The organism is Micromonospora sp. NPDC005163, assembly GCF_053599835.1.
Genome location: NZ_JBSFYP010000098.1, coordinates 1 through 18,331, shown reverse-complemented (window position 1 = coordinate 18,331; position 18,331 = coordinate 1). Strand labels below are relative to the sequence as shown.

Genomic DNA, 18,331 nt, shown 5'->3' with positions numbered 1-18,331 from the left:
AGCGAGCTGACCGAGGCGCAGCTGCTCAGCCAGTTCAAGATGTACGTCGCCGGCCGGGCCACGGGGGGTACGGGGCGCGACGGTGCGCACGACCCCGCCGCGTCCCGCTGCCGGGGCGTCCCGCCGGCCGGAACGGGCGGCGGCCCGGCCTCCGTCGAGCACCTGCAACGCCGGCCGGAACGGGTCGCCGGACCGGGTGCTGCGCGGCGTACGCCGCTGCTCGGCGCCCCCGCTGCGCGGCGGCGTGCCGCGCTCCTCGCGGATGGTCCGACCCCTCGGGGTGTACGCCCGGGCGCCGGAGATGCCCCCCATGCCCGGCTCGCTGGCGCGCGGCTCCCCGTCCCTGGGGCCGGCGTCAGGTGAAGAGCCGCGCCGGGACCCCTTGGGATCCCGGCGCGGCTCGTCCGACCTCGGTGGCACGGGTCAGCCTCCAGAGCCCTGCTGGCTGGTCACCGACGGCTCGCCGGTCGCCGGCTTCGGTACGCCGATGGTCCGGCCGTCCGGCAGCCGGATGTACGCCGGCTCGCCGGCGTCCACCAGGCCCAGCCGTCGCGCCTGGGCAGTCAGGTTGCCCGGCGCCTTGGCCTCGGCGATCTGCTTGTCCAGCTGCTGCTTCTCCAGGTCCAGCCGGGCCTGCTGCTCCTGCAGCTTCTCCAGCCGGAACGCATTCTCGTTGATCTTGGTGTTGACCGCCAGGATGCCCAGCACCCCGCCGACCACCAGGACCACGATCAGCGCCGCGAACGGCGCGCGCGGCACCGACACCGGAGGCGGTGGCGCCACCCGCAGCCGGGGCGGGCGGGCGGTGGCGGCTACGCCGGCCTTCGCGGCCGGGCGCAGCGCGGCGGTGCCCTGGGTCGGGAACTCGCGCGCCCCCCGGGCGCGAGCCTCCCCCTGCCGGTTCACTCGATCGATGCGTGGCGTACCGTTGCCCCCGCGCGGCGCCCGCTCCGCCGCGGTCCGGCCCCCCGACCGCGGTGTGCGCTGCCCGGCGCCGGTGACGTCCCGACGCTCGCGCTTGTCAATGTTCATGTCCCTCCCCCTCTACATCCGTCCCTCTGTCGTCCCCCGGCGTCCCTGGATCCCCCACGGATCCCGCGGACCCCGTCCCCGGTTCGTGCATCGCCTTCACCCGTCGGCGGGACCGTTCGCGGTCGGTCCGCCCCTGCTGTGTCGCGTTCGGGTCGAGTCGCTCCGCGGCCCGCAACCGCACCGAGGCGGCTCGCGGGTTCGCGGCGACCTCCGCCTCCCCGGGCAGTTCGGCGCCCCGGCTGAGCAGCCGGAACGTCGGACCGGACCCGGGCAGTTCGACCGGGAGGTCGATCGGGCCCTTACTGCGGACCCGGTCCGCGAGCGCCACCTTGGTGAGCCGGTCCTCCAGCGAGTGGTAGGACAGGACCACCATGCGACCGCCCACGGTCAGTGCGTCGAGCGCGGACGGCAGCGCTGACTCCAGCGCTGCCAGCTCCTTGTTTACCTCGATCCGCAAAGCCTGAAACGTTCTCTTTGCCGGGTGTCCGCCCGTTCGTCGGGCTGGTGCCGGAATGGAGTCCCTGACCAGCTCCGCCAACCGCGCGGACGAGGTGATCCGGGCGCGTTCCCGCTCCCGGATGATCGCCGAGGCGATCCGGCCGGCGAACTTCTCCTCGCCGTAGACCCGCAGCACCCGGGCCAGGTCCGGATGGCCGTAGGTGTTGACCACCTCCTCGGCGGTCACCCCCCGGGTCTGGTCCATCCGCATGTCCAGCGGAGCGTCCTGGGCGTACGCGAACCCGCGGTCGGGCGCGTCTAGTTGCAGCGACGAGACACCCAGGTCGAACAGGATCCCGTCGATGCCCGGATAGCCCAGCCGGTCCAGCACCTCGGGCAGCTCGTCGTAGACGGCGTGCTCCAGGTGCACCCGGTCGGCGAAACGGGCCAGCCGGACCCGTGCGTGGGCGAGCGCCTCGGTGTCCCGGTCGAGCCCGATCAGGACCGTCTCCGGGTGCGCCTCCAGCACCGCCTCCGCATGCCCGGCCAGGCCGAGCGTCGCGTCGACGTGCACCGTCCGGCCGCCCCGACCCAGCGCGGGGGCCAGCAGCTCGAGACACCGCTCGAGCAGCACCGGCACGTGCGTGCCGCGCAGCTCCCCCATGATGACCCCCACTGGTTGAAACGTCCGTTCGTTCATGCGCCTGCCGTCGGACGGCGCCGCCGTCGTACCGCCAGATCCCCATCCGCTCCCGCCGGGCACCGGGCTCGGCCCGATGACTGGATCGTGCGCCTGGCACCGGGGAAGGGATGCCAGGAACTCGAAAGCGGCTGGAGATCTCGCAGTACGTCGGGCGCCGTCCCGCCCTACAGACCGCCGGGCAGCACCCCCTCCTCGATGTCGGCGAAGTCGTCTTCACTCTCGGCGAGGTAGGTCTCCCAGGCGACCCGGTCCCAGATCTCCACCCGCGTGCTCGCGCCGATCACGACCAGGTCGCGGTCGAGTGCGGCGTACGCCCGCAGGTGGGCTGGGATCGTGACCCGGCCCTGCTTGTCCGGCACCTCGTCGTGCGCGCTGGCGAAGAAGACCCGGCTGTAGGCCCGGGCCGCCTTGTGCGTCATCGGTTGCGCGCGCAACTGCTCCGCGATCCGCTGGAACTCGGGCGTCGGAAAGACGTAGAGGCAGCGCTCCTGCCCTTTGGTGATCACGACACCCCCCGCCAGCTCGTCCCGGAACTTGGCCGGAAGGATCAACCGGCCTTTGTCGTCCAGGCGCGGAGTGTGGGTGCCGAGAAACACCGGCCCTACCCCCTCGCCCTTAAGCGGCGTTCGCGGCGCCGCTGACCCCCCGGGCCGGTGAGCCCTCCCGGCCTCACCATTGGGCCCCACTCTACTCCACTTCCCTCCACCTGCAACCAGAATCGACCGCGTGGCGCGCCCTATCCGTGGGCAAAACCGCACGTCACAGGGGGTGGGGCGGAGTGGAGGGCCCGGACCGCCGCCCGGCGTGGTCCGCTTTCCGACATTGATCGACTCCGTCCGGTGGAAGCCGACTCGGCCACCCGAGTCCGCACCACAACCGAACGGTTCGCCGTCGGCGGCGATCTGGTGGGGTGGGTGGTCCGGTAACCTCGCTCGCGTGACGGACGCGAAAATGCCCCTACGGGCCAAGGTGGCCAGCTCCGTGTCACGGACCGCCGCGGCGCTCTCCCGGGCGGCCGGCCGTGGCGACGGTTCGGTGATCGGCGGGTGGATCGGGCTGAAGATCGACCCGGACCTGCTGGCCCACCTGTCGGCCGGGCGCGCGATCGCGCTCGTTTCCGGCACCAACGGCAAGACCACCACCACCCGGCTGGCCGCCGCCGCGGTCGGCGTGCTCGGCCGGGTCGCCACCAACTCGTTCGGCGCCAACATGCCCAGCGGGCACACCTCGGCGCTCGCCAAGGCCGGCAGCACCCCGTACGCGGTGCTGGAGGTCGACGAGCACTACCTCGCCCAGGTGCTGGAGGCGACCGAGCCGCACGTGGTCGCGCTGCTGAACCTCTCCCGCGACCAGCTCGACCGGGCCAAGGAGGTCGCCATGATGGCGCAGCTCTGGCGCGCGGCGCTGGTCCGGCACACCGACGTGCGGGTGGTGGCCAACGCCGACGACCCGATGGTCGTCTGGGCCGCCACCCCGCCGGCCGACCCCGCCCGCGGCATCAACCCGCCGCACGTGACCTGGTTCAGCGCCGGCCAGCGCTGGCACGACGACTCCTGGGTCTGCCCCGAGTGCGGCTCCACCATCCAGCGCTCCGGCGACCAGTGGTGGTGCACCGGCTGCGCACTGCGCCGGCCGGAGCCGCAGTGGGTCGTCGAGGACGAGGGCGTGCTCGACCCCACCGGCGCCTGGCACAAGGTCTCCCTCCAACTGCCCGGCAAGGTCAACCTCGGCAACGCGGCGACCGCGCTGGCCGTGGCCGCCGAGTTCGGCGTCCGCCCGGTCGACGCGGTGTCCCGACTCGGCATCGTCACGTCGGTCGCCGGCCGCTACGCGCAGGTGGACAAGGACGGGCGCAACATCCGGCTGCTGCTGGCCAAGAACCCGGCCAGCTGGCTGGAGGCCTTCGACATGGCCGACGAGGCGCCCACCCTGCTCTCCATCAACGCGCGCGACCCCGACGGGCTGGACACCTCCTGGCTCTTCGACGTCGACTTCGCCCCGCTGCGCGGCCGGCAGGTGCTGATCACCGGCGACCGGGCGTACGACCTGGCGGTCCGGCTGAACGTCAACGACGTGCCGTTCCAGCACGTGCGCACCTTCGACGACGCGATCCGGTCGGTCCCGCCCGGGCGGCTGGAGGTCATCGCGAACTACACCGCGTTCCAGGACATCCGAGCGGAGTTGGACCGTGTCAACTGAGAGCCTGCGCATCGTCTGGATCTACCCCGACCTGCTCTCCACCTACGGCGACCGGGGCAACGCCCTGATCCTCGCCCAACGGGCGCGCCAGCGCGGCATGCCGGTCGAGGTCATGGAGGTCCGCTCCGACCAGCGGCTGCCCGCGACCGCCGACATCTACCTGGTCGGCGGCGGCGAGGACGGTCCGCAGGCGCTGGGCGCGCAGCGGCTGATCGCCGACGGCGGTCTGCACCGGGCGGTCGCCCAGGGCTCGGTGGTGTTCGGCGTCTGCGCCGGCTACCAGCTGCTCGGCATGTCGTTCTTCGCCAAGGGTGTGCAGTGCCGCGGCCTTGAGCTGCTCGACCTGCAGTCCGACCGGGGCCCGAGCCGGGCCGTCGGCGAGCTGGCCGGCGAGATCGATCCGCGGCTGGGCCTGCCCGCGCTGACCGGCTTCGAGAACCACGGCGGCCGCACCCACCTCGGCCCGGAGGTCGCGCCGCTGGCCCGGGTGACCGCCGGGGTCGGCAACGACGGCAGCACCGAGGGCGCCTGGCGCGGCAAGCTGCTCGGCACGTATTCGCACGGGCCCGCACTGGCCCGCAACCCGGCCCTGGCCGACCTGCTGCTGCGCTGGGCCACCGGCGCGCACCAGCTCCCGCCGCTGGACGACACCTGGTCGGACCGGCTCCGGAACGAGCGCCGCGCCGCAGTGGCCGCCGCCCGGGCATGATCCGGGCCGTCCGGCGGCTGCTCCGGCAGCCGTCGGCCGTCCGGTTCGCCCTGCTCGTGCTGCTGATCGGCGTCTGCGCGCTGCTGTTGCTCCTGGCGCCCCGGCCGGATCCGGCGCGGCTGCCGCAGCTGGCTGACCGGCTCGGCGACCTCGCCCCGGTGGCGGCGGTCCTCGGCGGCGCGCTGCTGCTGGTCGCGTTGGTCCCCCGGACGTTCATCACGCTCGCCGCCGGCGCCATCTTCGGTCCGCTGGAGGGCGCCGCGTACGCCCTGGGCGCCGCGCTGGTGGCGGCGGCGGTCGGGTTCACGGTCGGTCGGCTGCTCGGCCGGGAGTTCGTCGCCGAGCGGGTCCGCGGCCGGCTGGCCCGCCTCGACGGCTGGTTCGCCCGACAGAGCGTGCTCGGCGTGATCACCGTCCGGCTGCTGCCGATCGCCGGCTTCGGGCTGGTCAGTTACGGCTACGGCACCACCGGAGCCCGGATGCTGCCGTTCCTGGCCGGCAGCGTGATCGCCTCCGCCCCGACCGCCTTCGGTTACGCCGCGATCGGCGCGGCGGTCAGCTCCCCCGGCCACATCAACTGGTACGCCGCCGCCCCGGCCAGCCTCGGCCTGATCGCCAGCGTGGTGCTGATCTCCCGGTGGTGGCGCGCCGAGCGGCGGCGCCGGCCGGTGGTGAGCCGACCGTGAGCCGGACCGACGGGCCCGGCGAGCAGCGGCTCGCGGGCGGCTTCGTGGCCGAGGTGGTCCGGGTCGGTGACACGGTACGGCGTACGCCGCCGGCCAACCTGGACTTCGTCGGCGCGCTGCTGCGCCACCTGGCCGGGGTGGACGCGGACCTCGCGCCCCACTACCTGGGCGTCGACGCCCACGGCCGGCAGATCCTCAGCTACGTCGCGGGTCGGGTGCCGTGGCGGGACCGGGAGGATCCCACCTTCTTCGCCGACCCGGCGCTGGTGCGGCTGGCCGAGCTGATCCGGCGGCTGCACGACGCGTGTGCGGGCACCGCGCTGGCCGGCGACGCCGAGACGGTGTGCCACCGCGACCTGTCCCCGAAGAACACGGTGTACCGGGACTCCCCGGCCGGACCGCTGCCGGTGACCTTCCTCGACTGGGACCTGGCCCGGCCGGGCCGAAGGATCGAGGACGTGGCGTTCGCCGGCTGGCACTGGGCGGCGTTGGGCGAGGGCGCCGATCCGACCGAGCTGGGCCGGCGGTGCCGCGTGCTCTGCGACGCCTACGACGCGGCGTGCGGCGCGCCCGTCCGTCCGGCACTGCCTCGCCACGAGCTGGTGGGCCTGATGCTCGACCAGATCGAGAGCACCTGGCGGACCATCGACGCCGGCGCCGACCGCGACGAGCCGGCCATGCGCCGACTGCGCGACCTGGGCGCGGTCGAGGGGGTACGCCGCTGGCAGGACTGGCTGCTCACCCACCGCCCCGCCGTGGTCACGGCGTTGACCGCCTGAGGCGGTGCCGCACGTCGAATAACCGGCCTGCCGCGCCCGCGGAGGCGGCGTGCCGCGCCCGGCGGCGCGTGCGCGCCGGAGAGCGTTATGACTCAGAGGCATATTTATACCTCTGAGTCATAACGCTCGTCACAGTGTCAGGCGACGACCGAGACCACCCGGCCCGGGACGACGATGACCTTGCGAGGTTCCTTACCGGCCAGGGCGGCGGCCACCGCCTCCAGCGCGGCCGCGCGGACGGTCTCCTCGGACGAGTCGGCCGGAACCTCGATACGGCCACGCACCTTGCCGTTGATCTGCACCGGATAGGTGACCGTGTCCACCACCAGCAGCGCCGGGTCGGCCGTCGGGAAGTCCACATACGTCAGCGACGTGTCGTGGCCCAGCCGACGCCACAGCTCCTCGGCGACGTGCGGGGCGAACGGCGCCACCATCAGCACCAGCGGCTCGGCCACCTCGCGCGGCGTCGCCGACAGCCGGGTCAGCCCGTTGGTCAGCTCGATCAGCTTCGCGATCGCGGTGTTGAACCGGATGCCGTCCATGTCGCCGCGGACCCCGTGGATCACCTTGTGCAGCAGCCGGCGGGTCGCCTCGTCGGCCGGCTCGTCGGTGACCCGCAGCGCACCGGTCTCCTCGTCGATCACCGCCCGCCAGACCCGCTGCAGGAACCGGTACGACCCGACCACCGCCCGGGTCTCCCACGGGCGGGACACCTCCAGCGGGCCCATCGACATCTCGTACACCCGGAACGTGTCGGCGCCGTACGCGGCGCACATGTCGTCGGGGGTCACCACGTTCTTCAGCGACTTGCCCATCTTGCCGTACTCGCGGTTGACCACCACGTCGTCCAGGTAGTAGGCGCCGTCGCGCTCGATGACCTCCTCGGCCTGCACGTAGCTGCCGCGCGAGTCGGTGTACGCGTACGCCTGGATCATGCCCTGGTTGAACAGCTTGCGGAACGGCTCGAACGACGACACGTGCCCCAGGTCGAACAGCACCTTGTGCCAGAACCGCGCGTACAGCAGGTGCAGCACGGCGTGCTCGGCGCCGCCGACGTACAGGTCGGTCCCCCCGCAGTCGCCCTCGCCGCGCGAGCCCATCCAGTACCGCTCGTTCTCGGCGCCGACGAACCGCTCGCTGTTGGTCGGGTCCAGGTAGCGCAGCTCGTACCAGCAGGAGCCGGCCCACTGCGGCATCACGTTGGTCTCCCGGGTGTAGCGCTTCGGCCCGTCACCCAGGTCCAGCTCCACCTCGACCCAGTCGCGGCGACGCGACAGCGGCGTCTCCGGGTTCGAGTCGGCGTCGTTCGGGTCGAACGTCTTCGGCGAGAAGTCGTCCACCTCCGGCAGCTCGACCGGCAGCATCTCGTCCGGCAGGGCGATCGCCGCGCCGGTCTCGTCGTAGACGATCGGGAAGGGCTCACCCCAGTAGCGCTGCCGGGAGAACAGCCAGTCGCGCAGCCGGTAGGTCACCGCGCCGGCCCCGTGCCCGTTCGCCTCCAGCCAGGCGATGATCGTCGACTTGGCGTCGGCGACCCCCAGGCCGTCCAGGTCCAGGCCGCGCTCGGGCGCCGCGCTGTTGATCGCCGGACCGTCCCCGGTGTACGCCTTACCGTCGAAGCCCTCCGACGGCTGCACGGTCCGCACGATGGGCAGCTCGAAGACCTCGGCGAACGCCCAGTCCCGCTGGTCCTGTGCGGGCACCGCCATGATCGCGCCGGTGCCGTAGCCGACCAGCACGTAGTCGGCGATGAAGATCGGGATCTGCCCGTCGGTGACCGGGTTGGTGGCGTACGCCCCGATGAAGACGCCGGTCTTCTCCTTGGTGTCGGCCTGCCGCTCGATGTCCGTCTTGGCCGCCGCCGCCTTGCGGTACGCCTCGACGGCCGCACGCGGGCTGGCGTGCCCGCCGGTCCAGGCGTCCCGCGTCCCCTCCGGCCAGGCGGTCGGCACCAGCGTGTCGACCAGTTCATGCTCGGGCGCCAGCACCATGTAGGTGGCGCCGAAGATGGTGTCCGGCCGGGTCGTGAACACGCGCACGGGCGCGCCGGCGGTCGGGAAGTCGATGTGCGCGCCGGTGGAGCGGCCGATCCAGTTGCGCTGCGAGTGCTTGATCGCCTCGGGCCAGTCCAGGCTGCCCAGGTCGTCCAGCAGCCGGTCACCGTACGCGGTGATCCGCATCATCCACTGCTTCAGGTTGCGCTTGAAGACCGGGAAGTTGCCCCGCTCGGAGCGGCCGTCGGCGGTGACCTCCTCGTTCGCCAGCACGGTGCCCAGCCCCGGGCACCAGTTCACCGGGGCCTGCGAGACGTACGCCAGCCGGTGGTCGTCGACGACCTGCCGGCGCTCGGCGATGCTCAGCTCGGCCCAGGCCCGGCCGTCCGGAGTCGGCCGGTTACCGCCCTCGAACTCGGCGATCAGCTCGGCGATCGGCCGCGCCCGCCCGGCGTCCCGGTCGTACCAGGAGTTGAAGATCTGCAGGAAGATCCACTGGGTCCAGCGGTAGAAGTCGGTGTCGATGGTGGCCACCGAGCGACGCTCGTCATGCGCCAGCCCCAGCCGGCGCAGCTGCGCCTTGTACCGCTCGATGTTCGCCACCGTGGTGGTCCGCGGATGCGTGCCGGTCTGCACCGCGTACTGCTCAGCGGGCAGGCCGAACGCGTCGAAGCCCATCGCGTGCAGCACGTTGCGCCCGGCCATCCGCTGGTAGCGGGCGAAGCAGTCGGTGCCGATGTAGCCCAGCGGGTGGCCGACGTGCAGGCCGGCGCCGGAGGGGTAGGGGAACATGTCCAGCACGTACAGCTTCTCCGCACCGGCCCGGGGGTGGTCCGGGTCGGCCAGCGGGCCGGTCGGGTTCGGGGCGTGGAACGTGCCCTCGCGCGCCCAGATGTCCTGCCAACGGTTTTCGATCTCGTCGGCCAGGGCCGCGGTGTACCGGAACGGGGGGATGTCGCCCGCCGGTGCGGCTGCCTCACTCATGGTCTCTCCTCGCTCAGCTTCGCTTCGTCTCGGCGCCACCGGGCCGGCCGGCGACGGGCACAAAAAAGCCCCTCGCGCAGGAGGGGCCGCCGTGCTGTCGCGCGTTCAGCGCATCAGCACGGCCCGGTAAGAAGCAGGAAAGCTCCGGCCATGCCCGGCAGTGTACCTCGCCGCCGGGCCTGGCTGGCGTGGCCCGGGACGAGCCGGGTCCGATCGCCCGAGTTGGCGAATATCGGTGCGTAACCGACGGACTACCTGCGGGGGTCGGCGTTAACGACAAACATGGTTAGCCTGAGAGGCCAGTGAGATTTCTGCGGCAAACGAGGCTCGACGTCGCGAACCCAACGGCGGGTCCAGGTGCTCTATACAGAGCTGCAGTGACGGCGACGAGGAGGAGGCCCGTGACACAACAGACCTGGGACGAGGTGGGCGGCTTGCTGCCGCACGACGAGTTCCGCGCCGCCAGCGAGGCCATCGTGGCCAACATCGAGCAGGTCATCGAGGGTAAGACCGCCACCGTGCGGCTGGCCCTGGCCGTCCTGCTCGCCGAGGGCCACCTCCTCATCGAAGACGTCCCCGGCGTCGGCAAGACCAAGCTGGCCAAGGCCCTCGCGCGGTCCATCGACTGCACGGTGCGGCGGATCCAGTTCACCCCCGACCTGCTGCCGAGCGATGTCACCGGCGTCAGCGTCTACAACCAGGAGACGCACGACTTCGAGTTCCGCCCCGGTGCCGTCTTCGCCAACCTGGTCGTCGGCGACGAGATCAACCGGGCCTCGCCGAAGACCCAGTCGGCGCTGCTGGAGTGCATGGAAGAGCGGCAGGTCACGGTCGACGGGGTGACATACCAGCTGCAGACCCCGTTCATGGTCATCGCCACCCAGAACCCGATCGAGATGGAGGGCACCTACCCGTTGCCCGAGGCGCAGCGCGACCGGTTCACCGCCCGGATCGCGATGGGCTACCCGGACGCCGGCGCCGAGCTGGCGATGCTGGACGGGCACGGCGCCACGGACCCACTGAACGAGCTGCGTCCGGTCTCCGACGCGGACATCGTCCGGCAGCTCATCGCCACGGTCCGGAAGGTGCACGTCGCGGACGCGGTAAAGCAGTACGCCATCAACCTGGTCACCGCCACCCGCGAAGCCCCCGACCTGCGTCTGGGCGCCTCCCCCCGGGCGACCCTGCAGCTGCTGCGCACCGCCCGGGCGGTCGCCGCCCTCGAGGGGCGCGACTACGTCCTCCCCGACGATCTGCAGGCTCTCGCGGTGCCGGTGCTCGCGCACCGGATCATCCCGACCGCCGACGCCCAGCTCGCCCGCCGCACCACCGACGCGATCGTCTCCGAGCTGGTGCACCGACTGCCGTTGCCACACGACCGGCAGCGCTCCCCCTACGACACCCGGCCCGCCACCGGCAACGGTCGCGCGCCCTACGAGCCGCGGAGGCCGTGACGTGCGTGCCGGGCTGCGCGGGCTGACCACCCGCGGGCGCTCGTTCCTCGCCGCCGCGGTCGCGGCGGCGATCTCGGCCGGCATCCTGGGCGAGAAGGATCTGCTCCGGGTGGCCGTGCTGCTGGGCATCCTGCCGCTGCTGGCCGCCGCCTACGTCGGGCGCAGCCGCTACAAGCTGGCCTGCAACCGATCGCTGGATCCGCACCGTGTGCCGGTCGGGGCCAACTCCCGGGTGGTGCTGCGCCTGCAGAACCTCTCCCGGCTGCCGACCGGCACCCTGCTGCTGGAGGACCGGCTGCCGTACGCCCTGGGCAGCCGGCCCCGGGTGGTGCTGGAGCGGTTGGGCGCGCACCAGGCCAGCTCGGTGGCGTACACCGTGCGGGCCGACGTGCGGGGCCGCTACGACGTGGGCCCACTGGTGGTCCGGATGACCGACCCGTTCGGTCTCTGTGAGCTCAGCCGGGCGTTCCCCAGCACCGACCACCTGACGGTCATCCCGCAGGTCACTCCGCTGCCGTCGGTCCGGCTCCCCGGTGAGTACGCCGGCAGCGGCGACAGCCGGGCCCGCTCGGTGGCGGTGCACGGCGAGGACGACGCGGCGACCCGGGAGTACCGGCGCGGCGACGACCTGCGCCGGGTGCACTGGAAGTCCACCGCCCGCACCGGTGAGCTGATGGTGCGCCGCGAGGAGCAGCCCTGGGAGAGCCGGGCCACGGTCGTGCTGGACACCCGCGCGTACGGCCACCGCGGCGACGGGCCGACGGCGAGCTTCGAGTGGGCCGTCTCCGCAGCCGCGAGCATCGCGGTACACCTGCGGCAGGCCGGCTACAAGCTGCGGCTGGTCACCGGCTCGGGGGTCGACGTGGACGCCTCGGAGGCCGGTGGCGACGGTGCCCTGCTCGACCACCTCGCCGAGGTCCGGTTGGACCAGCGGGCCGAGGTGGCCGGCCTGGTGCAGCGGGTCCGGCAGCGCGCCGACGGCGGTCTGATCATCGGGTTGTTCGGCGCGGTGAGCGTGGCCGAGGCCGAGCTGCTGGCCGGGCTGCGGGGCAACGGCGCCACCTGCGTCGGCTTCCTGCTGAACAGCTCCACCTGGCTCAGCCTGCCCGAGAAGGCCCGGGCCGAGGCGGAGCACGTGCACGGCGCCGCCGCGCTCGCCATGCTGCACAGCGGCTGGCGGGTGGTCGGCGTCGACCACGGCAGCCGACTGCCGGCGCTCTGGCCGCAGGCCGGCCGGGGCCCGCAGGGGTTCGCCCTGCGCGCCGCGCTGGCCGAGACGGTCGCCGGCGGCGTGCGATGAACGGAAGGCTCCCCTCATGATCGCCAGTCGGAACATCGGTCCGGTGGCGGCCGCCGCCACCCTTCTCGCCGCCGCCCCGCTGTCGGCCATCTTCCAGAGCTGGACGTGGCTCGTCCAGTCCGCGATCGCGGTCGCGATAGTGGCCGGGGTCGCCGCGCTGACCCGGCTCGTCCGGGCGCCGCTGTGGGGTCAGGTCCTCGGCATGCTGGCCGCCCTGGTGCTCGCCCTGACCTGGCTGTTCCCCAGCGGCGGGGAGCTGCTCACCTTCCTGCCCACGCCGGGCACGTTCGGGTACTTCGCCGAGCTGTTCACCGGCTCCATGCAGGACATGCGCTCGTACGGCGTGGAGGTACCGGACACCGACCCCCTGCTGTTCATCACCGTGCTCGGCGTCGGCGGGGTGGCCGTACTGGTCGATGTGCTGGCGGTGGGTCTGCGCCGGCCCGCCCTGGCCGGGCTGCCGATGCTCGCGATCTACTCGGTGCCGGTCGCCGTCTACGTCGACAGCGTCCCCCCGGTGCCGTTCGTGGTGGGCGCCGCCGGGTACCTCTGGCTGCTGGTCACCGACAACGTCGACCGGGTCCGCCGGTTCGGCCGCCGGTTCACCGGCGACGGCCGCGACGTCGACGTGTGGGAGGCCTCGCCCCTGGCCGCCGCCGGCCGCCGGCTCGCGGTGGTCGGGGTGGCCATCGCCGTGGCGCTGCCGCTGGCCGTGCCGGGCATGACGGGCGGGCTGCTCGACACGCTCGGTGGCGGCACGGGCAACGGCAACGGCCGCGCGGGTGCGGGCTCATCGGGCCGGATCGACCTGTTCGCCTCGCTCGCCGGCCAGCTCAACCAGTCCGAGGTGGCCGACCTGGTCAAGGTGACCACGTCCGAGCCGAGTCCGTTCTACCTGCGCTACGCCGTCGCGGACGAGCTGCGCACGAACGGGTTCCAGGCGCGCAACCCCATTGGCCGGCCGGTCAACCGGGACCTGCCGGACCCGACCGAGCGGGTTGGCCCGGGCGTCCAGCAGGCCCGCTACCAGGCGACCGTCGAGGTCACCAAAAGCCTGAGCATGTCCCTGATGCCGGTGTACGCCGAGCCGGTGCGCACCGAGGACCTCAACGGCAACTGGCTCTACGACCCCAACCAGCAGGTCGTCTTCTCCAACCGGGACAACTCCCGGGGCAAGAAGTACTCCTTCGACTACATCCGCTCGACGTACACCCCGGCGGCGCTGCGGGCCGCACAGCCGCTGCCGGCCGACCATCCGGTACGCCGGCAGCTGACCGCCACTCCCGGGGCGGTGCCCGAGGTTGAGGAGCTGGTCAAGGGCCTGGTCCAGGGCAAGCGCACCGACTACGACCGGGTGCTGGCGATCTACCAGCACTTCTCGGCGGACAACGGGTTCAGCTACCGGCTCAGCACCGAGAGCGGCAGCAGCGGCGAGGACATCGTCAACTTCCTGACCAACAAGGTCGGCTACTGCCAGCAGTACGCCGCGGCGATGGCCTGGCTGGTGCGCAGCGCCGGCATCCCGGCCCGGGTGGCGTTCGGGTTCACCAACGGCAGCAAGCGGGACGGCGACACCTACACGCTGACCAACCTCAACCTGCACGCCTGGACCGAGGTCTACTTCGACGGGGTCGGCTGGGTGCCGTTCGACGCCACGCCGTCGTACGGTGTGCCGGGCTCGACCCGGTCGGCCTGGGCACCGGACATCGACGCGCCAGAACCATCCAGCCCAGACCCCGGCACCTCGGGCGCCACGGCGGACCCCGGCGCGTCGGGCGGCCCGGCCGGTCCGGACAACGCCGATCGGGACCTCGACTCGGGGCTCTCCGTCGCCGGCGAGACGCCGGCCGATCAGCCGCCGGTGTGGCCGTGGTGGACGGCGGGTCTGCTGGCCCTGCTGGCACTGCTGGCGGTGCCGGCACTGCGCCGGCTGGCGCTGCGCCGACGGCGGGGTGGCCGGGCGGCGGACGCTGCGATGACCGCCGCTCCGAACGACACCGCGTCGGTGGACGGGACGCGTGTGATGGTGGTCGGGCCGGATGCCAACCGGGCTCGCGCGGACGCGCACGCCGCCTGGGCGGAGCTGCTCGACACGCTGGTGGACTTCCAGGTCCGGGTCGACCGGACCGAAACACCCCGGGCGACCGCGGACCGGCTGGTCCGGGAGACCTTCAGCGATGACACCGCGGCGGTCGGCGCGGCGCGGCTGCTCGGCCGGGCTGAGGAGCGGGCCCGTTACGCGCGGGATCCGCTGACCGGTGAACCGCTGGTGCCGGCGCTGCGCGCGGTCCGCGGTGCGCTCGCCGCCCGGGCGAACCGCCGGACCCGACTGCTCGCCACCGTGCTGCCGCCGTCGGTGCTGCTGCGCTGGCGGACCGCCCTGGCGGACAACTCCGGCCGGATGGTGGCGCTGACCGGGCGGGCCCGGTACCGGCTGCTCCGCTGGAATCCGCGTCGGCTGCTGGCCGACCGGGCGGCCCGCTGAGCGACGTCCGTCCGGCTCGGGGTGGCGGTCCATCGGCCGTCGTCCCGGGCCATCCGGGCTCTCCGCCCCGCGGTGCCCTCATGGTCACTTGATTTCGGGTGGTCGCCGGAAGCCGCACGGCTTCGCCTACGGTGCGATGGGCACACGGATACGTCAGCGGTCGCCGGGACTGATCCCGGCGACCCGCTCGTCGCGGCGTACGGCCCGCCTCAGCGGCGGGACCGGCTCAGCGGTGCCCCTCCGGGCGCTGCCGCCACCTGTCCTCCATGCGGTCCAGGATCGACGGCCGACGACCGGATCGGCCGCCGCGGGGACGGCGACGACTGGTCGTGCCACCCACCACGTGCAGGTCGGGTGACTGCGCCCGCCGGTGCGACTGCACCGCGAACGCGGCCGAGGCCAGCATGACGACAAAGCCCGCCACCGCCAGCGGTGGAGTCTTGATCACCGCGCCATAGACCAGTAGAGCCAAGCCAGCGATTATCACGCCAGCAGCGACGAGCAGGCGACGCCGCGCGTGGAAGCGCGGATCGCTGGCGCGCACGGCCGAGGCGAATTTGGGGTCCTCGGCAAGCGACCGCTCGATCTGCTCGAACAGCCGCTGCTCGTGCTCCGAGAGCGGCACGGCACTCCTCCCCGGTCACGTTGGTCGGGCCCACTCGGGCCGACAGACCGTGGCAGCCAACCGGCTGCTTACCCGCAAGTCTACGAGGGGGGTCGCGCGTCGGAAAGCGGGACGACCTACCGGTGGGGTGGATTTTCGTTTCGACGGGGGTCACGGTCGCCCAGGAGACTGGCCGGACCTATGACGGACCGCCCGAATCGGGCAGCAGCGGCGTCCGCGGCAGCTTCCGCCTCACGCCAGCCACGCTCGGGCGCGCCGAGGGTGAGCTGGCGGGGCGCGCCCAGCGCCGGGGCGAGCCCCTCCACCCGGACACCGACGAGCCGGATCCGCTCGCCCGGGTCCAGCGCGGTGTAGAGCGCCCAGACCGTGTCGAACATCTCGCGGGCGGTGTCGGTGGGGACGCCGAGGGTGCGGGAGCGGTTGACGGTGCGGAAGTCGGCCAGCCGCACCTTGAGTGTCACGGTGCGCCCCACCTGCCCGGAGCCGCGCAACCGGACGCCGACCTTCGCGCTGAGCGCGAGCAGGGCGCGGCGGATCTCCACCGGGTCGGCCACGTCGGCGTCGAAGGTCACCTCGGCGCCGATCGACTTGTCGACATGCTCAGGGCTGACCCGGCGGGGGTCCCGCCCCCAGGCCAGCTCGTGCAGGTGCGCCGCCGATGCCGCACCGACCGCCCGGCGGAGCATGCCCACCGGGGCCTCGGCGAGGTCGCCGACGGTGGACAGGCCGAGCCGGCGCAGCGACTCGGCGGCGCGCTCCCCCACCCCCCAGAGCGCGTCCACCGGCAGGGGGTGCAGAAAGTCGAGCACCTGCCCCGGGGGCACGACCAGCATGCCGTCCGGCTTGGCCCGGGTGGAACCCAGCTTGGCGACGAACTTGCTCGGCGCCACCCCGACCGAGCAGGTCAGCCCCTGCTCGTCGGCGACCCGGCGGCGGATCAGCCGGGCGATGGCGGCCGGGGAGCCGAACAGCCGACGGGCTCCGGTCACGTCGAGGAACGCCTCGTCGAGGGAGAGCGGCTCGACCAGCGGAGTGACGTCCCGGAAGATCTGCATGACGGCGCGGGAGGCGGGGGTGTAGGCGGTGAAATCCGGTGGCAGATAGACCGCGTTCGGGCAGCGGGCCCGGGCCTGGCTGGTCGGCATCGCGCTACGGACGCCGTAGCGGCGGGCCTCGTAGCTGGCCGAGCTGACCACGCCGCGCGGCCCGACGCCGCCGACGACCACCGGTCGGCCCCGCAACTCGGGCCGGCGACGCACCTCGACGGCGGCGAAGAAGGCATCCATGTCGACGTGCAGGATCGGGCTGCCGGAGTCGTCGGCGTCCGGCCCGAAGCGCGGATCGCCGCCCCGGGGCAACGATTGGCTGCGGCCCATCCCGGCAGGTTAACCCGGGGGTACGACATCACCAGCGACCGACGGGGCGTGCCACCCGTCGCTCAGCCGCAGACCACCAGCAGCGGCACGGTCAGCTCGGCGGCGGTGTCCGACCCGTGGTACGCCACCAGCCGGGACGCCATCGGCGGCTCGGTGCGGGTCGCCAGGACCGCGTACGTGTCGTTGCAGCTCACCACCACATCACCGATGCGACCCAGGTGCTCCTCGGGCACCGGCCCGAACCAGCCGCTGGCCACCACCTCGTCCCGGGTGCGGACCCGCGCCGCGCCACCGAGCACCGCCGACCAGGCGGCCACCACGTCGTCGAGCGCACCCGGTACGACATGCAGGTAACGCACCCGGGCCTCGCCGGCCACCAGCCGCACACCGGCGCGCAGCCGCGGATCGGTGTCCAGGTCGAAGCGGTGCGTGATGGGCACGTTGAGCTGGCCGTGGTCGGCGGTCACCAGCAGCGCCGCGTCCGGCGGCAGCCCGTCGACCAGCCGGGTGAGCAGGGCGTCCACCTCGCTGGCGGCGATCCGCCAGGGCGCCGAGTCGACCCCGCCGAGGTGGCCGTGCCGATCGAGGTCGGGGTGGTAGCCGGAGACCAGGGTGGGCCCGGGGCCGGCGGCCAGCGCGGCCAGCATGGTGGCGGCCACGGCGTCCACGCCGGTTGCACCCCGGAAGTCGCCACCCCGGTTGGCGGCCAGGGTCAACCCGCTGCCGCCGAACTCCGGCCGGCTCACCACGGTCACCGCCACCCCCGCGGCGCGGGCGCGTTCCAGCTGGGTGGGCACCGGCTGCCAGCGCAGCGGCGACGGGTCGGCGGCCCAGTCGGTGTGGGTCAGCACCCGGTCGGTGCCGGGCACCCGCACGGTGAAGCCGAGCACCCCGTGCGCGCCCGCGGCGACGCCGGTGCCGAGGGTCGCCAGGCTGGTCGGGGTGGTGGACGGGAAAGCGGCGATGAGCGGCCGGCCCACCGTCGCGGCGAGCCCGGCGAGGATCGGCGCGTACGGGGCGACGGTCGGCAGCTGATACCAGCCGAGCCCGTCGACCAGCAGCACGGCGACCCGGCGTACCCCGGCCAGCGCGGGGACCAGCCCGAGCGGATCGGCCGACCCGGGCACGCCCAACACGGCCAGCGCGCTGGGCAGCACGTCAGCGAGGCGCCCCCCGCCGTGACCCGGATCGAGGACGGCCAGCGGCGCCGGCGCCCCACCCGGCAGGGCGGTCATGCCGGCCGGCGGGCGAACAGGTGCAGCTGGGCGGCCAGATCCCGGTACGGGGGGTGGGCGGCGAGCACCCGTTCCAGCTCCACCAGCGCGGCCGACTGCCCGTCGGCCACCGCGGCCGGCAGCAGGTCGGCCAGCACGCGTACCCCGTGGATCTCCTCGACCACCAGCCCGGCGGCGCCGAGCAGCGCGGCGGCGCCCGAGGCGTCGTAGCGACGGCGCAGCGTGTCCCGTGGTCCGGCGGTGCCGGCCGGGTCGGCGGCCAGCGCCGCCGCGACGTCCAGGTGACCGTTCATCGCCCGGCCCAGCACGGCGGCGGCCCGGCCGGCCACCAG

The 18,331-nt window shown here is 73.4% G+C and carries 14 protein-coding genes and 2 pseudogenes; 7 read left to right on the top strand and 9 right to left on the bottom strand.

Going from position 1 to position 18,331, the window contains the following annotated elements; translation table 11 throughout:
• The 4 genes and pseudogenes from ACWD6N_RS35030 to mraZ form a co-directional block, all read right to left on the bottom strand.
• Positions 1 to 420, bottom strand: a pseudogene (locus tag ACWD6N_RS35030) (hypothetical protein); the annotation flags it as partial.
• Between the two features lie 3 nt (positions 421 to 423).
• On the bottom strand, positions 424 to 1,032 hold the full coding sequence (locus ACWD6N_RS35025; RefSeq protein WP_354965004.1) for a hypothetical protein: 609 nt from the start codon (positions 1,030 to 1,032) through the stop codon (positions 424 to 426).
• Positions 1,022 to 2,134 (bottom strand): 16S rRNA (cytosine(1402)-N(4))-methyltransferase RsmH, encoded by a 1,113-nt coding sequence (rsmH, locus tag ACWD6N_RS35020; protein ID WP_450006310.1) that lies wholly within the window; start codon positions 2,132 to 2,134, stop codon positions 1,022 to 1,024. Before rsmH ends, ACWD6N_RS35025 begins: the two co-directional genes overlap by 11 nt.
• A gap of 203 nt (positions 2,135 to 2,337) precedes the next feature.
• Complete coding sequence (mraZ, locus tag ACWD6N_RS35015; protein ID WP_074313044.1) at positions 2,338 to 2,769, bottom strand: division/cell wall cluster transcriptional repressor MraZ; 432 nt, start codon at positions 2,767 to 2,769, stop codon at positions 2,338 to 2,340.
• A gap of 355 nt (positions 2,770 to 3,124) precedes the next feature.
• Between mraZ and ACWD6N_RS35010 the strand changes: the two genes are divergently transcribed.
• From ACWD6N_RS35010 to ACWD6N_RS34995, 4 genes are read left to right on the top strand one after another with little or no spacing between them, the layout of a single operon-like run.
• A complete protein-coding gene (locus ACWD6N_RS35010) occupies positions 3,125 to 4,372 on the top strand; it encodes a MurT ligase domain-containing protein (RefSeq protein ID WP_354965125.1) in 1,248 nt (415 codons plus the stop codon).
• Complete coding sequence (locus tag ACWD6N_RS35005) at positions 4,362 to 5,081, top strand: type 1 glutamine amidotransferase (protein ID WP_354965005.1); 720 nt, start codon at positions 4,362 to 4,364, stop codon at positions 5,079 to 5,081. The genes ACWD6N_RS35010 and ACWD6N_RS35005 overlap by 11 nt, the downstream gene beginning before the upstream one ends.
• Positions 5,078 to 5,767, top strand: coding sequence for a TVP38/TMEM64 family protein (locus ACWD6N_RS35000; RefSeq protein WP_354965006.1), 690 nt, complete (start codon positions 5,078 to 5,080; stop codon positions 5,765 to 5,767). The genes ACWD6N_RS35005 and ACWD6N_RS35000 overlap by 4 nt, the downstream gene beginning before the upstream one ends.
• Positions 5,764 to 6,546 (top strand): phosphotransferase, encoded by a 783-nt coding sequence (locus ACWD6N_RS34995; RefSeq protein WP_354965007.1) that lies wholly within the window; start codon positions 5,764 to 5,766, stop codon positions 6,544 to 6,546. Before ACWD6N_RS35000 ends, ACWD6N_RS34995 begins: the two co-directional genes overlap by 4 nt.
• 137 nt (positions 6,547 to 6,683) lie before the next feature.
• Here the strand turns inward: ACWD6N_RS34995 and leuS are convergent, their stop codons facing one another.
• Positions 6,684 to 9,524 carry a leucine--tRNA ligase gene (gene leuS, locus ACWD6N_RS34990; protein ID WP_354965008.1) on the bottom strand — a complete coding sequence of 947 codons (2,841 nt, stop codon included), beginning with the start codon at positions 9,522 to 9,524 and terminating at the stop codon, positions 6,684 to 6,686.
• A 401-nt stretch (positions 9,525 to 9,925) separates the two neighbouring features.
• Here leuS and ACWD6N_RS34985 point away from each other — a divergent pair, with 401 nt between their 5' ends.
• Genes ACWD6N_RS34985 through ACWD6N_RS34975 form a run of 3 tightly spaced genes read left to right on the top strand, consistent with a single transcriptional unit; the run spans position 9,926 to position 14,763 of the window.
• Positions 9,926 to 10,978: an AAA family ATPase gene (locus ACWD6N_RS34985; RefSeq protein ID WP_354965009.1), complete on the top strand. Its 1,053-nt coding sequence runs from the start codon at positions 9,926 to 9,928 to the stop codon at positions 10,976 to 10,978.
• 1 nt (position 10,979) lies between these two features.
• Positions 10,980 to 12,278, top strand: a complete 1,299-nt coding sequence (locus ACWD6N_RS34980; RefSeq protein WP_354965010.1) for a DUF58 domain-containing protein — start codon at positions 10,980 to 10,982, stop codon at positions 12,276 to 12,278.
• A gap of 16 nt (positions 12,279 to 12,294) precedes the next feature.
• On the top strand, positions 12,295 to 14,763 hold the full coding sequence (locus ACWD6N_RS34975; RefSeq protein WP_354965011.1) for a transglutaminase family protein: 2,469 nt from the start codon (positions 12,295 to 12,297) through the stop codon (positions 14,761 to 14,763).
• Positions 14,764 to 14,989: 226 nt separating this feature from the next.
• On the opposite strand, the gene ACWD6N_RS34970 is transcribed toward ACWD6N_RS34975, so the two are convergent.
• From ACWD6N_RS34970 to ACWD6N_RS34955, 4 genes and pseudogenes are all read right to left on the bottom strand, one after another.
• Positions 14,990 to 15,388, bottom strand: a complete 399-nt coding sequence (locus ACWD6N_RS34970) for a DUF3040 domain-containing protein (protein ID WP_074313058.1) — start codon at positions 15,386 to 15,388, stop codon at positions 14,990 to 14,992.
• A gap of 116 nt (positions 15,389 to 15,504) precedes the next feature.
• Positions 15,505 to 16,764, bottom strand: coding sequence for a DNA polymerase IV (locus tag ACWD6N_RS34965; protein ID WP_354965012.1), 1,260 nt, complete (start codon positions 16,762 to 16,764; stop codon positions 15,505 to 15,507).
• Between the two features lie 62 nt (positions 16,765 to 16,826).
• Complete coding sequence (locus ACWD6N_RS34960; RefSeq protein ID WP_354965013.1) at positions 16,827 to 17,999, bottom strand: alkaline phosphatase family protein; 1,173 nt, start codon at positions 17,997 to 17,999, stop codon at positions 16,827 to 16,829.
• A pseudogene (locus ACWD6N_RS34955) lies at positions 17,996 to 18,331 on the bottom strand (SAM-dependent methyltransferase); the annotation flags it as partial. The pseudogene ACWD6N_RS34955 and the gene ACWD6N_RS34960, both read right to left, overlap by 4 nt.